Raw genomic sequence first — 16,931 nt, 5'->3', positions numbered from 1 at the left:
CAAATGTAAGATAGCATCATTAGGTTTCCAAAACCTTACTACTTTTTAAAATACATTTGCTGCAATTTTTTTTATGTTATCAGATTTACCCATTGAATAATAATGCAAAACAGGTACTCCGTATTCCATTAACTCCTTAGATTGCTGTATTGCAAATTCAATACCGACTTCTCTTACTTCTTTATTAGTTTTACAACTCTCAACTGCCTTAACAAGTTCATCTGGCATATCTAACTTAAATACCTGTGGAAGTAATTGCAAATGTCTTTTTACAGCGACTGGTTTAATTCCTGGAATGATTGGCACATTAATCCCGGCTTCTCTTGCTTTTTCGACAAATTCAAAATATCTTTTATTATCAAAAAACATTTGAGTTACAACATAGTCTGCACCTGCATTAACTTTATCCTTCAACCTTCTTATATCCGAATCCATAGAAGGAGCTTCTAAATGTTTTTCGGGATACCCTGCTACTCCAACACAAAAATCAGATTGGTTATCACTCTCTATAACTTCATGTAGAAACCTACCACTATTCATATTCACAATTTGTTCTACCAATTCATTGGCATAACAATGACCTCCTTTTGTAGGATTAAAATACTTTTCCTCCTTCATTGCGTCTCCGCGTAACGCCATAACATTATCTATCCCTAAATAATGACAATCAACTAATAGATATTCTGTTTCTTCTTTTGTAAAACCACCGCATAATACATGCGGAATAGTATCGACATTATATTTATGAGTTATCGAAGCACAAATCCCAACTGTCCCGGGACGCATACGAGTAAGCTTTTTATCTAGTAACCCATCTCTATCTATATAAATAAATTCTTCTCTAGAAGTAGTTACGTCGATAAATGGAGGTTTAAACTCCATTAAAGGATCAATGTTATTATATAATTCTTGAATACTTTTTCCTTTTTGTGGTGGTATTAGTTCAAAAGAAAATAATGTTTTTCCTTTTGCATTTTTTATATGATCTGTAACCTTCATCTAATTTATAGTTCTTAGTTGGTAATCTTTTATTTTAGTCAATAATATTAGGACTTAACCATTTTTGCGCATATTCGAAGTCAATATTTTTTCTATTGGCAAAATCCTTCACCTGATCTTCTTTTATTTTCCCTAATCCAAAATATCTAGCTTCTGGGTTTGCAAAATAATATCCCGAAACTGATGCTGCAGGCCACATAGCAAGTCCTTCTGTCAATTCAACCCCTATTCTATCTTTTACTTGTAACACTTCCCAAATTGTTAATTTTTCTAAATGATCTGGGCAAGCTGGATATCCTGGTGCTGGTCTAATACCCTTATACGATTCTTTAATTAATTCTTCATTTGATAATTTCTCTTCTTTAGCATAACCCCAATCTTCTTTTCGAATTTTCTGATGTAAACATTCTGCAAAAGCTTCGGCAAGACGATCTGCTAAAGCTTTAATCATTATCGAATTATAATCATCCAGATCTGCTTCAAAAGCTTCTGCAAGTTCTTTGGTTCCAAAACCAGTAGTCACACAAAAACATCCCATATAATCTTGTATCCCACTTTCTTTCGGGGCAACAAAATCAGCCAATGCAAAATTAGGTTTGCTAGCATGCTTCTTTAATTGCTGTCTCAATGTCCTAAATTTAAAATCTTTTGAGTTTGATTTAATTAAAACATCATCATGATCCACAGTATTGGCCTCAAACAAACCATACACCGCTTTTGCGCCAAGTAGTTTTTCATCAAATACTTTTTGTAATAATTCTTGTGCATCTTCATACAATGAAGCGGCTTGTTCCCCAACAACTTCATCTGTCAAAATTGCTGGATATTTACCATGTAAATCCCATGATCTAAAGAAAGGTGTCCAATCAATAAAAGATTCTAACTTTCTTAAATCAAAATCTTCAATAACCTGAATTCCTAACGTATTTGGTTTTATAATTTCTGAAGAAGACCAATCGATCTTATATTTATTTTTTCTAGCTTCTTCAATAGACAAGTATTCTTTTTGTTTTGTTCTTTTAAGAAACCCTTCTCTAAATTTTTCATAATCATCTTTGAGATCTCCTACATATTTTTGATTACTTCTTTTATTCAACAAATCTCCAACAACAGTAACTGCTCTGGACGCATCATTTACGTGAACTACTGCATTTTTATATTGAGGATCAATTTTAACAGCGGTATGTGCTTTTGACGTAGTAGCTCCACCTATCAATAAAGGAACCTTAAAATTTCTACGCTCCATTTCTTTTGCTAAAAACACCATTTCATCCAGTGAAGGTGTAATCAAACCACTTAATCCAATGATATCTACTTGCTCATCAATAGCAGTTTGAATAATCTTTTCTGGGGGGACCATTACTCCCATATCCACAATTTCATAGTTATTACACCCTAGTACTACAGACACTATGTTTTTTCCTATATCATGAACATCTCCTTTTACCGTAGCCATAAGAACTTTACCCGCAGAACCATTACCTTCGGCCTGTTTGGGATTCTTTTTCTTTTCTTCTTCGATATAGGGTAACAAATAAGCAACTGCTTTTTTCATAACCCTAGCGGATTTAACTACTTGTGGCAAAAACATTTTACCAGATCCAAAAAGATCTCCTACTACATTCATACCAACCATCAAGTTACCTTCGATCACTTCAATTGGTTTCTCTGCGACTAATCTTGCTTCTTCTACATCTTCAACTATATATTGATCAATCCCTTTAACGAGTGCTCTAGTAATTCTATTTTGTAAAGATTCTTCTCTCCAAGAAAGGTCGACCGTTTTTTCTTTACTAGTCCCTACAACAGTTTCTGCAAAATCCAATAATCTTTCTGTGGCATCATCTCTTCGGTCTAAGATCACATCTTCTACATGTTCAAGGAGATCCTTAGGAATATCATCATACACCTCTAACATTGCAGGATTTACAATCCCCATATTCATACCAGCTTTTATGGCATGATATAAAAACACTGAATGCATTGCTTCTCGAACAGGATTGTTTCCTCTAAAAGAAAAAGAGACATTACTAACACCTCCGCTTACACTGCAATGTGGTAGGTTTTCTCGAACCCATCTTGTAGCTTCAATAAAATCAATAGCGTTTTTTCTGTGCTCCTCCATTCCCGTGGCAACAGGAAATATATTTAGATCAAATATGATATCCTCAGGAGGAAAATTCACCTGATTTACTAAAATATCATAAGATCTTTTTGAAATCTCAATTCGACGTTCATAATTATCAGCTTGGCCAACCTCATCAAAAGCCATAATTATTACAGCAGCTCCATATCGTTTAATTTTTTTGGCGTGAGCAATAAACTCTTCTTCACCTTCCTTAAGACTAATAGAATTTACTACACATTTTCCTTGTACCACCTGTAAACCAGCTTCAATAATATCCCATTTAGAACTATCAATCATAATAGGAACTCTTGCAATATCTGGTTCTGCCATAATTAAGTTTAAAAACCTAACCATCGCTTCTTTTCCATCAATTAGGCCATCATCCATATTGATATCTATCACCTGTGCACCACCTTCTACCTGATGCCTAGCTATGTCTAAAGCTTCGTCAAACTTTTCCTCTTTTACTAAACGTAAAAATTTACGCGATCCAGCAACATTTGTTCGTTCTCCTACATTAATAAAATTAGTTTCTGCTGAAACAATCATGGGTTCCAATCCGGATAATTTCAGATATTTTCTTTTTTGCTCCGTACTCATAATCTATGCTACAACTTCTACTGATCTTGGTTCATACTTTTTAGCTAAATCCGCAATCGCTTTTATATGCTCGGGTGTTGTTCCACAACATCCTCCGATAATATTCACTAAACTTTTATCCATATATTCCTTAATCTGAGATGCCATTTGTTCTGGAGTTTCATCATATTCTCCAAAAGCATTTGGTAATCCCGCATTAGGATGTGCAGAAACTCCAAAATTAGCTTTCTGGGCTAACACTTCTAAATGGGGAGTTAATTGACTTGCTCCCAAGGCACAATTAAAACCAACTGATAGCATTGGTATATGAGATACCGAAATTAAAAATGCTTCTGCAGTTTGTCCGGATAGTGTACGGCCACTTGCGTCGGTTATCGTACCACTTATCATAATTGGCACTTCTATATTTCTTTCATCTTTCACCTCTTCAATTGCAAAAAGTGCAGCTTTTGCGTTTAAAGTATCAAAAATAGTTTCAACTAAAAGAATATCAGAACCTCCATCAAGTAAAGCTTCTACTTGTTGTTTATACGCCACTCTTAATTCATCAAAAGTAACTGCTCTAAACCCAGGATCATTTACATCTGGAGACATACTAGCCGTTCTATTTGTAGGACCAATGGACCCTGCCACAAATCGAGGTTTATGAGGTTCTTTCTCTGTAAATTCATCAGCTACTTCTTTTGCTATTTTAGCAGATTGATAATTTAGTTCGTAGACCAACTCTTCCATCTCATAATCTGCCATCGCAATTGTAGTCCCCGAAAAGGTATTGGTTTCCACAATATCGGCTCCTGCCTCGAAATACAACCGATGCACTTCTTTTATAGCTTCGGGTTGTGTAATGCTTAATAAATCATTATTCCCTTGCACCGGAATCGGCCAATCTTTAAATCGTTCTCCTCTAAAATCCTCTTCTGTATACTTATGACGTTGGAGCATAGTACCCATAGCACCATCAAGCACAAGAATTCTCTCTTCTAATATTTTTTTTATGTCTTTCATTTATCCATCTTCAAGCTAATACTTCTTAAATCTATTTTTAAACGATAATGAAATACTAAGGCGGGCTTTATATAACATTATCGAATAACATTAAATCTCCTTTATAAAAGGAATATTTTAAAATATATCAAGAAAAATAAATGGAAATAGCAAAAGCTATGGTCATTTGTTATCTATTTCGTTTAGTATACGAATAGAACGTAGCACCTTCTTTAAAAGATAAAGGGTTGCTAAGGTATCATAGGGTCTATTCCCTCCACCTTTCTTGATAACATTTAATAATTATATGAACTAAACAGTTTTATAACCGTTATGATTACAAATTAAAGGCATAGCCTTTTGTTTTGCAAGTTTATTCTACATTTTTAAGATTCAGGAGCTAATTCTACTTCTAAACCATCCAATTCTGGAGTAATTGGAATCTGACATCCAAGTCTACTATTATCCTCTACATAAAAAGCTTCTGCTAACATTAAATCTTCATCTTGGCTCATTTCTGGAAGCTCATGATCTGATAAGACATAACATTGACAAGATGCACACATCGCCATACCACCACAAGTTCCTTCTACAGGAAGTTCATAGGCTTTGCACACTTCCATAAGGTTCATTGCCATATCAGTAGGAGCCTGTACTTCATGAATTTCTCCTTCTCTATCTTTTATCTTTATGGTAACGTCTGACATATTATCGTCTTAATCGTATAAAAATCCTCGCAAATATACCGAAAAATGATCAGTATTAATTGCGAGGATTATGATATAATAAATTCTATACTATTGCTTTTACTACTTCTTTTTTAGCTTCTTTTTTAGATCCATCAAATCCTTCAACTCCTCCAACGGTAGTATACTTCATTACATATTTCTTGTCTGGGAAGATCCTTTGATAAGCACTTTGACACATAATGGCTGCTTCATGAAATCCTGAAAGAATTAGTTTTAGCTTTCCTTTATATGTATTAACATCTCCTATTGCATAAATACCAGGAATATTTGTTTGGTAATCGTAAGAGTTATCTACTTTTATTGCATTTTTTTCTATTTCTAATCCCCAATCACCTATTGGTCCTAATTTTGGTGAAAGTCCAAATAATGGAATAAAATAATCTGTATCAACATTGATATCTCCCTCTGTTTTATGTTTGATCCCAACAGCGGTAATATGATCATCTCCTTTTAGTTCTTTTACTTCTGCTTGAGTGATTAAATTTACTTTTCCTAACTTAGTTAATTCAGCAACTCTTTCTACAGAATCTAAAGCTCCTCGAAACTCATTTCTTCTATGTACTAGTGTTACCTCACTAGCTACATCTGCTAAGAAAATAGTCCAATCCAATGCAGAATCTCCTCCTCCAGCTATCACAACTCTTTTATCTCTATATACTTCTGGATCTCTAATAATGTAAGCAACTCCTTTATCTTCAAAATCCGTAATATTTGGAATAGGTGGTTTACGAGGTTCAAAAGAACCCAATCCACCAGCAATTGCTACTACAGGCGCATTGTGTTTTGTTCCTTTATTGGTGGTTACCAAAAAGGTATCATCTTCTAACTTCTCAATAGTTTCTGCTCTTTCTCCTAAAGTAAAACCTGGTTCAAAAGGCTTTATTTGTTCCATCAAATTATTCACTAAATCACCAGCTAAAATCTCAGGAAAACCTGGAATATCATATATTGGCTTTTTAGGGTATATTTCAGAACATTGTCCTCCTGGTTGAGGCAATGCATCTATAAGATGTGTTTTTAACTTCAGTAATCCAGCTTCAAAAACAGTAAATAAACCTGTTGGTCCAGCTCCAATGATTAGAATATCAGTCTTGATCATGTTCAACTTCTTTTTTTCCTATTAATCCTTTGGTAAATTCATTAAGTGTTTCCACTTTTTCTTCGAAATCACCTTTTATTGTTTTTCTATATTCGTTTAAATTCTTAACTAAATCATCTATGTTTTCTGGAATTACTTCTTCGAAAAACTGACGTAGTCGTTTTGCTGTTGTTGGTGACTTTCCATTTGTCGAAATAGCCACTTTTACGTTTCCTTTGGTTACAATACCTCCCATATAAAAATCACAATACGGAGGATTGTCCGCTACATTTACCAATTTACTTCTTTTCCTACAGTCTTTATACACTTGTACATTGACTTTTGGAACATCTGTAGTAGCAATCACAATATGTTTCCGTTTAAGAAAACGTCTGTGATATTTCTTTTTAATCATCTCCACCCCAAACTTATTAGCTAAAGTAATTGTATCGTCTCTATACATTGGGGACACCATTGTTACTTTAGCATCTGGACTAGATTTTAGTAAGAACGTAAGTTTTTCTTCGGCTACATTTCCTCCTCCTACAATTAGGATCTCAAGGTTTTTAACTTTCAGAAAAACGGGATATAAATTATTTCTTTCTTTCATCTCTACATCTATCCTGAACTATCAAGATACGATTTCTTCTTTTACTTCTCTATAAATCGAAGCTAATTTTGCTCTTTGCTCTACTACTTCTCCAATTACAATAATCGCTGGTGATGATAGTTTTTTATCTAATACAACCTGCTCTATTGTTTTTATTGAACCAAATCCAAATTGCTCATTTTCAGTAGTTCCATTCTGAATAATAGCAACTGGAACATCCTCTTTATTTTCGGCTGCAAAGATACTAACTATTTCGCTTAACTTGCTCATCCCCATTAAAATTACCACAGTTGCATTTGATTTAGCTGCCAGGCAAACATCCTGCGATAATTTATGGGATTTAGTAGTTCCTGTAATTACCCAAAAGCTCTCGGAAGATCCTCTTTTTGTTAATGGAATTCCTTGATATGCCGGAACTGCTAAAGACGATGATATCCCTGGCACCATATTAGTATCGATACCAAATTTTTGAACATAGTCAATTTCTTCAGCTCCTCTTCCAAAAATAAATGGATCTCCTCCTTTTAATCGTATTACGTGTCCATGGCTTTTGGCTCTACTAACAATTAACTCATTAATCTGTTCCTGTTGATATGCATAACATCCTTTTCTTTTTCCTACAAATATTTTTTCAGCTTTAGGCGCATATTCTAATAAGGATTCATTGATAAGTGCATCATACAACACCACATCAGCAGACTCCAATGCTTTAATAGCTTTTAATGTAATCAAATCTGGATCTCCTGGTCCTGCCCCGACTACTGTGAGTTTTGGTGTTTTAGTACTCATTTTTATTTACTTATTGTCTTTATTTTAAATATTTTACAACCCTGTAAAGATATTATACATTTTCTACTTCGAGTGCTCTAAATGCTTGCACTTTTTGCAAAAATTGCCCTGCTTTTTTAATATAATCCACTGCAAAATCCTTGCTCGGTGCATTTTTTTGAATCTGATATATCAAATCCGCGAACGTTCCATCAAGATTGATCTTCCCACTTACCACAAATTCTGTATCAAATTGACTTATAATACTAGCATGTGTATTTGTTTTCTTGTTCTCTGCAAGTAATAATGCTTTAGCGGAATTAACTAAAGAACTATATGCATGATATATAGCATCAGAATATACTTCATTCTCAAAAGATACTTTTGCATTTTCTATCTTTTCTTCACTTTCTAAAAATAATGTCGCTATTAAATCAATTACTACACCAGCACATTCTCCAATCCCTATTGCTTTTACATACTCTTGTTCAGTCCCCCAGTCTATAAAATCTTCTTGAGTTAAATTTTCTACATTGGACAAATCCGTAAGTAAGTTATAAAAATACTTTTCTCCTTTGTCTTCATAATATGCTACAAAAGTCTTACCATTTGCATTTTCTTCATAATCATCTAAAATTCTACGTAATGCTTCTGGGCCCCTTCTACTAGGAATTTTTACTACTTTATCTGCAAAACGACCTTTTCCATCACCCAGGTTTCCTCCTCCAAGCAATACTTGTAATGCTGGAGCTACTAATTTATCTTTTGTTCTTACTGACATTCCCTGAAAACCAATATTAGCCATATTATGTTGACCACAGGCGTTCATACATCCACTAATCTTAATTACCAGATCCTCTTTTTGTAAATATTGAGGGTATTCAGTTTTTATAACTCTTTCTAATTCTTCGGCAATACCAGTACTACTAGCAATACCTAGGTTACAGGTATCAGTTCCTGGACAAGCTGTAATATCAACCGCTTTATTATAACCTGCTTCTACAAATCCCAATTTTTCTAATTCTTGATAGAAAAATGGAAGCAATCCTTCTTTTACAAAAGGAATTAAAATATTCTGACGAAGAGATAATCTTATTTCTCCTGCAGCATATTTCTCTACTAAATCAGCTAGTAACCTGGCTTTATCTGTGTAAAAATCACCTAATAAAACTTTAACCCCAATTGCTACATATCCTTCTTGTTTTTGTTGGATTACGTTAGTAGATTTCCATAAATCAAAAGCTTTTTGGTTCTTAACCTCTACCTCAGGAATTTTAACCGATACCGGAATTGATGCTACATAAGCTTCTGCATCAATGGTAACTGTTTTCTGCGCAATTGCTTGTTGTTCTGCTTCTACTAATTCTTTAAAAGCTTCCACACCAATATCCTTTACCAAGAACTTCATTCTAGCTTTTGCTCTACTCTTACGTTCTCCATGACGATCAAAAATCCTCAAAACTCCTTCCATTAAAGGAATAATCTTATCGGTCGACAAGAAGCTATATAATTCATCTGCATGTCTCGGCTGCGAACCTAATCCTCCTGCAAGCATCACTTTAAACCCTCTTACCCCATTTTCTATTTTGGCAATAAAACCAAGATCATGCATATAAGACAATCCAGTATCTTCTTCTGTTCCTGAAAAAGACACCTTGAATTTACGTCCCATTTCCTGACATATTGGATTTCTTAAAAAGAAACGAAACAACGCATCTGCATATGGAGACACATCAAACGGTTCCTTTGCATCAACTCCCGCAGTTTCTGAAGCAGTAACGTTACGAACCGTATTACCACAAGCTTCTCTAAGTGTTACATCATCTCTTTCTAACTCTGCCCAAAGCTCAGGAGTTCTATTTAAATCCACATAATGGATCTGAATATCTTGTCTTGTTGTTATATGCAATCTACCTCTAGAATATTCATCTGAAACGTCACAAATTCTTCGTAATTGATTGCTCAACACCTTACCATAAGGTAATTTAATACGAATCATCTGCACACCTTCTTGTCTTTGTCCGTATACTCCACGAGCTAGACGTAGGCTACGAAATTTCTCTTCATCAATCTTCCCTTTATGGAATTGCTCTATTTTATTCGCTAATTCGATAATGTCCTTTTCGACAATTGGGTTTTCTATTTCTGTTCTAAAACTTTGCATTTTCTTTCGTATTACAACCTTTAAAAAAGGACATACTTATGACTTTTGTATAAAGGTTTTTTAATTCTAAAAATTCTTGTTTTTTCTTATCAGTAAAAGATTTTTATCTATTGGATAAAACCTACTCCTGAAGTATTATTGGTTTGAGAATCTATTAATATAAATGACCCTGAAGCTTTATTCTTACTATAAGAATCGATAGCCAAAGGTTTACTTAATTGTATTTGAACTTTTCCTATTTCATTTAGACTTAGTGAATTCTTAGCGGTATCTTCTCCAGAAAAATCAGTAGCAACTGTTCCACTAATATTCTTCACTTTTGCTAAAACTCTACTACTTCCACTTTGGATGAAATAATTTGTTCCAGGATTTAGGTCTTTATTATCCATCCAACAAATTGTTGCGGTTAATTGCTTTTCTACCTTAGGCTTCTCCGACGATTTTACAATCATATCACCACGACTTACATTTACATCATCTTCTAATGTAATCGTACAAGAACTACCTCTACCTGCTGTATCAAATTTTTGATCAAAAAAGAAAATCTCTTTCACTTTGGATGTTGTTAAAGAAGGTAAAATTGTTACCTCATCACCTACAGAAATATCTCCTCCATATAATTTACCAGCATATCCTCTAAAATCATGAAATTCATCTTTTTTAGGTCGAATTACTGTTTGTATTGGGAAACGAACTTCTGCTTTTTCATACACATCTTGCGCATCCAATTCTTCTAAATGTTCTAGTAATGTTTGACCATTATACCAAGGAGTATTCTTTGATTTATCTACAACATTATCACCTTGCAAAGCACTAACCGGAATAAAAGTGATGTTTTGTTCTTTGTAATCACTTTTAGCTATCAACTTTTCAAAATCTTCTTTGATCGCCTCATATTTATCCTGAGAAAAATCAACCAAATCCATTTTGTTTACCGCCACAATCACATCTTTTACTCTCAATAAATTATTAATAAAAAAGTGACGATATGTTTGTTCAATTACTCCTTTTCTAGCATCAACCAGAATAATCGATGCCTGAGAAGTCGAAGCTCCAGTAACCATATTTCTGGTATATTCTATATGACCAGGAGTATCAGCTATAATGTAACTTTTCGTTTTTGTAGAAAAATAAATATGCGCTACATCAATAGTAATACCTTGTTCCCTTTCTGCAACTAATCCATCAGTAGCTAATGAAAAATCTAAGTAATCAAAGCCATTAGCTTTGCTTCTAGTTTCGATTGCTTCTAGTTTATCTGTTGTTAATGACTTTGTATCGTATAAAATACGCCCAATCAAGGTACTCTTACCGTCATCTACACTTCCTGCTGTTGCTATTTTTAATACGTCCATTTTATTACTCGTTGATCGTTTACAGTTGGTTATCAGTTGATTGTTTAAATCTTACAAAATCAACCTACTAATACGATATATTCTCAATTAATTCAATTCTTATTTTCTTTTATCTGTTAACCATCAAAGATTAACTAACAACTATCAATTATTTCTAAAAATATCCTTGTTGTTTTCGTTTTTCCATGGCTGCTTCAGATCTTTTATCATCAATACGAGCTCCTCTTTCTGAGATCGTAGACTCTCTAATTTCTGAAACTACCTTATCAATAGTAATTGCATCAGATAGCACTGCTGCTGTACAAGACATATCTCCTACGGTACGAAATCTCACTAATCGTTCCTCTACTAATTCATCATCTTCTCTATGCACGACATCATCTTCTGCAGACCAAATCATACCATCTCTAATAAATGTTTTTCGTTTATGCGCAAAATATATAGAGGGGATTTCAATATCTTCTTTTTGGATATAACTCCAAACATCAAGTTCTGTCCAATTACTAATCGGAAATACACGTACATTCTGACCTAAATCAATTTTACCATTAAGATGATCAAAAAGCTCTGGTCGCTGATTTTTTTCATCCCACTGACCAAAATCATCTCTTACAGAAAATATACGTTCTTTTGCTCTCGCTTTTTCTTCATCTCTTCTTGCTCCGCCAATTGCAGCATCAAATTTAAATTCTTCCAACGCATCAAGAAGTGTAGTCGTTTGCAAACTATTACGACTAGCATACTTACCTTTCTCCTCTATCACTTTACCTTGATCAATAGAATCCTGAACATTACGAACTATTAATTCTACTCCAAGTTCTTTTACCAAACGATCTCTAAACTCAATGGTTTCAGGAAAATTATGCCCTGTATCAATATGTAAAAGCGGAAAGGGAATCTTACCTGGATAAAATGCTTTTTGCGCTAATCTTACTAGAGTAATAGAATCTTTACCCCCCGAAAAAAGTAATACAGGCTTTTCAAATTGGGCCACGACTTCTCTAAAAATATAAATCGCCTCACTTTCTAAAGGATTCACTTTTAGCACTTTTGCATCCACAATTTGTTCTTTTATATGTTCAATTACTTCCATGTAATTTAATCTTTTTTTTATATATCTTGACCTAATTAGTATGAATCCCGCATTCTCTATTATCTAGAACTTTTGTTGGATCGAAATACTTAAATTCATTTGGTAAATTATGTTGTTCTAAATACACATCTAACTCCGCATCACTATAGTAATAAAAAGGGCTTACTTTTAAAACTCCATCATTACCCAAACTCAAAATATCTAATGAATCTCTTAATGCCGTTTGTCCTTTTCGAAGATTGGTAAACCATACATCCGGTTTAAAATCATTCATAGCTCGTTTAAAAGGTTCTAGCTTTACTTGTTGTGTAAAAATTTTATGTTTTGGATCATCAATATCAGGAATACCCATCACTACATCCCTATGCGCAGCTGTTTGTTTTGGAACGTACAATTGTACATTAAGTTTAAGTAAATTAATCACTTCTTCTGCATGCTTATATGTATTAGGAGTATTGTATCCAGAGTCACACCAGATAACAGGAATATCAGATAATGCTATAGAACTCACATTAAGAATAGCAGCTTCATACGGTCTAAAATTAGTAGTTACTACTGGAGTTTTCGCATTTAAAACAGCCCACTGAGTAATCTCTAAAGGAGTTTTGTCCTTTAAAGCATTATTTAAATTCTGTATTTCCTTTTCTGTAAATTTCATTTTTTTTATTCTTTTTCTGTTACTTCTAATTTAATCAAGAAGTAAACCAGCAATTATCTTCCCCATTTAATACGATTCCAAATTCTTTCATGAAAAAAGTAAAGGATCATTTTTGTTACAAAATCAATTGATGCGATAGATGTAGCTAATGCTATTTCGCCAGTTAACACATAAGAAACAATTAATGTGTCCAACGTGCCAACTACTCTCCAACTTATAGCCTTGGCGATACTTCGTAATGGTTTCTCCGAAGTCCTATCAGTCTCATACGATGTTTTCTTCGTAGCTACTTTATCTAATATCATTTGATCTACAATCATTTTTTACTTTAAAACCTATTACCCTATCGGAATAGTAGATTATTAAACAAATGTATATATAAAAATCTATTTCTTAGTCTTAAAAACTTTAAAAAATTACTAGAAATGAAAGAATTATGATATTATTAATAAAAAGCCTAGTGATTTAGTAGATTATTATTCAAACAAGTCATGTTATAAGGAATCCAGCACAATAATTTCGATTTTTTGACTACTACTATTATTGAAAACATCCCAAACTTTAATTTCTAAAGTATGGTGCCCTTTTGATAATGTATCTAATGGATAAGAGATAAACCCTTTCTTATAACTATTGTCATAATTGGAAAAATAATTGTTTAATATTTTCTTTTCTCTTGTATGTCCATCAATAGTCATTGTCATTTGATGCCCAATTCCCATTCTAGAAACATTGATTCCGTCCTCATCAGCGATCTCTATTTTTAGTTCTGCATTAGCCTTAACAACATTAATTACCTTTGTTTTTTCACCTTCAATAAAAACCCTGATCTCTGGTCCATTGATATTCGATGATTTTACTTTTGATAATCCACCCAACAATATATCTTCTTGCACCCCAACAGCATCTTCTAAAGCATTTTCAACTTTAGCATATAAGATTATTTTACACTTCCCTACAGATAGGTTTATATCTTTTGGGACCACAAATTCGAAATCAAACAATCCTTTTTTAATTTCAAAACTTCCATCATATATTACAACGTCTTGATCTTTGTATTTTAACTGTATAAGATCTCCTTTTCTATTTTTAATTCTATTATTACCTAGTGTCTTTTTACTAAATTCTTTGTCAAATATCTTAACATAAATCTCCCCATCATATTTTTTTATAACATCTTGAGACACATCTAATAGTTCTCCAGATATTCTAATCTTGTCTAGAGCTCTAATTGTATCATTAAACTTTTTAATTGGTATTTCATTAATCTTAGTAATACGAATAGTAGGTAAAGGCATTTGAAGAGACATTACTGGGTCTCCAATAAAAAACACACTTCTTTTATCTTGATAGCCTAGTTCATTTTTTAGTTTTAATACTACTTCTGATGGTTTCAAATGAGAGTCTTTCTCAGAAAAAAGAGAATTGATTATTTTATTATTTATTCTAACTCCAGCACTCATAAAAATTTCTCTAGTAGTTGCAATCATAGCTATTGCACCTCCGTTTGGGTTTTTAAAAATATGCTCTCCAACAGAAACTTCGAAAGGATTATCAAACCGAGTAGCCAGACAGGTAACAGTAACAAACAACGGTAGCTTATCTTTATTTTTAAGTTTGATTGCTTCTTTTTTAGTAAAGAAAAACTCCGTACCAAACCCTTCCTCTTCAGCGTGTCCAAAATAATCTAAAACAGCAACACCTTCCTCGATTTTCTTTATTAGTGTCTTCGTAACGTTTGGATATCGCTCACCGCTGGATGTTGATTCTTGAATAAATGCATCGCTATATACTTTAGAGATATTTAAAAAAGGATATTTTTTAATCAAAGAATTTCCTACATTATCTAAGCTTCCTTGGATACGTTGCTCCCAGACTTTATCCACATCATCCGACAGTAAGAGTATGTTGTTTTTCCAATCCCCAAAAGAATTTTTCTGATGATATCCTATAATTTTATTAACTACATCATTAGCAGCTATATCAGTATCAACCAATATTCGTCCAAGAGCAATATCTAGATTATCTTTCAATCTCATTTCTCCTTCTTCTGGATCCATCATTGCAAAAAAATCATCTGACACATACGATCTAATGTTTGAAAAACTATTATAACTCATAAAACTTGGAACATCATTCTTTTTATATATCTGATTCCCTTCTGTATCCATCATTTTATGTTTATAATCGAATGTAGCATTTCCTAAGAAACATACATATGAAAGTTTTTTAGCATCAGATGAAGCATTTTCATAGACATATCTTATAAAATTTCTAATCGCTCCTATGTCTTGTTTACCGCTACTAAATTCATTATAAATTTCATGCACGGGTGCTACTTTGACATTCTTTTTATTATGTTCCCTATGAAAATTTGCCAATCGATTTGCCGCTAAAAGTTTATCTTTTGATGTAATTATTATATAATCTACGTCTCTAAAATTATTCTCTTTATCTAAGAAAACAGTTCCTTTCAGATCTTGGTTTTCTACTTTGCAATTATTTGGCTTTAATGGATGATAAAAATCATTCTTAGGAATAGCAATAAACCTTCTTGTTTGATTAAGGTTTGTCTTAAAAGAAAACTTTCTAAAAAAAGAAATATTCCTAAAAACGGCTATTGAATCTGTATTAGTCACATCCCATATTTCGGTAATTTCTTTAGTATTCTTTAATTGTATTTCTCCTCTTTTTTTAACCGAATTTAGAGCACGAATTTCAAACTTCAATTGCTTATCAGATAAAACCAATGATCTTTCTGCCGAAATCTTTATGTAATCTAAATAACTCTTTCCTAATACCTGATTTTCTGTTTCATATTTAATGTTAATATTAATAGAATCTGAATTATTCGTTATCATCTTTTCTACCCAACCTTCTTTGGCAATACTCCCCTTTGATAGCTTCTGAAACTTAATCCCTTCTGTTTCTTTTTGGTTTATTTTGATACTGAATTTAGAAGGCTTATCGGATTGAGCAGCTGCAACAATAGTATAGTAAACCGGCATAAAATCTACCTTGTTAGGAAAATAAAACGAAAACTGCTTTTCTTCATTATTTCTAATTTGATCCCCTAACCATCTGCGCCCCATCAATCCAAGATTATATTGATCTATTTCATAAAACTGGCCTTCTCTAAATGTAGTAATAACTGTATCAACTTTTTTGTTTACAGATTCTGAATTGAATATTCTATTTCCTTTTTTTCCAGATGTGGTAATAAAATAATAAGATTTATTATCATATGCATTGATATGAGTTTTACTATCGGTATTGTACCCTTTGGTACTTTGACCATAAAAGAGGATGTAGTCATTTTTAGCCAAAAACCCATTTTCTCCCCCAACTACTTTTATAGCATTTTCCTTTAAATCAAACTCCTCATTTTCGCTGTTTTTAAGAGGAAGCATTTGCCCTCCATTACCGTAAATTTTTATTGTCGTAGGATCTATTGTAGTAACATCGATCCCTAAATCAGATAAAAACTCAGGAGTAATTTTATATATTCCCGATTTTTCAATATAAAACTTGTACCAATCCCCTTTTGCTAACACAGAATTAGACATGGGGATTTTTTTTACAACTTGCTTAGTTGTGCTCGTTCTTTTTTTAGGAATTTGTTGTACTTGATTTCCATAAAGCGAAGCACTCAATAAAACGATAAAACATAATAAAACACTTCTTTTCATAAAAATAAAATGATAAAATAAATATACATTTTATATCTCACGAATTGTTCCATTGT

Annotated in this window: 13 protein-coding genes and 1 riboswitch; all 13 genes read right to left on the bottom strand. The window is 33.0% G+C overall.

Features of this window, described 5'->3' with window-relative positions; all coding sequences use genetic code 11:
• Positions 1 to 45 precede the first annotated feature (45 nt).
• The 13 genes from metF to porU all read right to left on the bottom strand — a co-directional run bounded on the left by metF (position 46) and on the right by porU (position 16,875).
• The gene (gene metF / locus D1815_RS20635; protein WP_027393081.1) at positions 46 to 999 is read right to left on the bottom strand and encodes a methylenetetrahydrofolate reductase [NAD(P)H]; all 954 of its coding nucleotides are present in this window, start codon (positions 997 to 999) and stop codon (positions 46 to 48) included.
• Positions 1,000 to 1,033: 34 nt separating this feature from the next.
• Positions 1,034 to 3,727, bottom strand: coding sequence for a methionine synthase (gene metH, locus D1815_RS20630; protein WP_118389111.1), 2,694 nt, complete (start codon positions 3,725 to 3,727; stop codon positions 1,034 to 1,036).
• Between the two features lie 3 nt (positions 3,728 to 3,730).
• Entirely contained in the window at positions 3,731 to 4,732 is a 1,002-nt protein-coding gene (locus D1815_RS20625; protein WP_118389109.1) for a homocysteine S-methyltransferase family protein, read from the bottom strand.
• Between the two features lie 166 nt (positions 4,733 to 4,898).
• Positions 4,899 to 5,007: riboswitch (SAM riboswitch) on the bottom strand.
• A gap of 90 nt (positions 5,008 to 5,097) precedes the next feature.
• Positions 5,098 to 5,418, bottom strand: coding sequence for a 2Fe-2S iron-sulfur cluster-binding protein (locus D1815_RS20620; RefSeq protein ID WP_027393078.1), 321 nt, complete (start codon positions 5,416 to 5,418; stop codon positions 5,098 to 5,100).
• An 85-nt stretch (positions 5,419 to 5,503) separates the two neighbouring features.
• On the bottom strand, positions 5,504 to 6,559 hold the full coding sequence (locus tag D1815_RS20615) for an NAD(P)/FAD-dependent oxidoreductase (RefSeq protein WP_027393077.1): 1,056 nt from the start codon (positions 6,557 to 6,559) through the stop codon (positions 5,504 to 5,506).
• Positions 6,546 to 7,148 carry a bifunctional precorrin-2 dehydrogenase/sirohydrochlorin ferrochelatase gene (locus D1815_RS20610; protein WP_035085254.1) on the bottom strand — a complete coding sequence of 201 codons (603 nt, stop codon included), beginning with the start codon at positions 7,146 to 7,148 and terminating at the stop codon, positions 6,546 to 6,548. Before D1815_RS20610 ends, D1815_RS20615 begins: the two co-directional genes overlap by 14 nt.
• Before the next feature lie 21 nt (positions 7,149 to 7,169).
• On the bottom strand, positions 7,170 to 7,937 hold the full coding sequence (gene cobA, locus D1815_RS20605; protein ID WP_118389107.1) for a uroporphyrinogen-III C-methyltransferase: 768 nt from the start codon (positions 7,935 to 7,937) through the stop codon (positions 7,170 to 7,172).
• Positions 7,938 to 7,989: 52 nt separating this feature from the next.
• Positions 7,990 to 10,080 carry a HEPN domain-containing protein gene (locus D1815_RS20600; protein WP_118389105.1) on the bottom strand — a complete coding sequence of 697 codons (2,091 nt, stop codon included), beginning with the start codon at positions 10,078 to 10,080 and terminating at the stop codon, positions 7,990 to 7,992.
• 107 nt (positions 10,081 to 10,187) lie between these two features.
• Entirely contained in the window at positions 10,188 to 11,435 is a 1,248-nt protein-coding gene (locus D1815_RS20595; protein WP_108802036.1) for a sulfate adenylyltransferase subunit 1, read from the bottom strand.
• Between the two features lie 154 nt (positions 11,436 to 11,589).
• The gene (gene cysD, locus D1815_RS20590) at positions 11,590 to 12,528 is read right to left on the bottom strand and encodes a sulfate adenylyltransferase subunit CysD (protein ID WP_051336111.1); all 939 of its coding nucleotides are present in this window, start codon (positions 12,526 to 12,528) and stop codon (positions 11,590 to 11,592) included.
• A gap of 31 nt (positions 12,529 to 12,559) precedes the next feature.
• Positions 12,560 to 13,186, bottom strand: a complete 627-nt coding sequence (locus D1815_RS20585; RefSeq protein ID WP_027393071.1) for a phosphoadenosine phosphosulfate reductase family protein — start codon at positions 13,184 to 13,186, stop codon at positions 12,560 to 12,562.
• A gap of 53 nt (positions 13,187 to 13,239) precedes the next feature.
• Positions 13,240 to 13,506, bottom strand: a complete 267-nt coding sequence (locus D1815_RS20580) for a DUF2061 domain-containing protein (protein ID WP_027393070.1) — start codon at positions 13,504 to 13,506, stop codon at positions 13,240 to 13,242.
• Positions 13,507 to 13,680: 174 nt separating this feature from the next.
• On the bottom strand, positions 13,681 to 16,875 hold the full coding sequence (gene porU, locus D1815_RS20575) for a type IX secretion system sortase PorU (RefSeq protein ID WP_118389103.1): 3,195 nt from the start codon (positions 16,873 to 16,875) through the stop codon (positions 13,681 to 13,683).
• Positions 16,876 to 16,931 lie beyond the last annotated feature (56 nt).

Origin of the sequence: Aquimarina sp. AD1, from assembly GCF_003443695.1 — a bacterium.
Taxonomy (GTDB): domain Bacteria; phylum Bacteroidota; class Bacteroidia; order Flavobacteriales; family Flavobacteriaceae; genus Aquimarina; species Aquimarina latercula.
The sequence above is the reverse complement of the archived record's forward strand: the minus strand, read 5'-3'. Positions and strand labels throughout refer to the sequence as shown.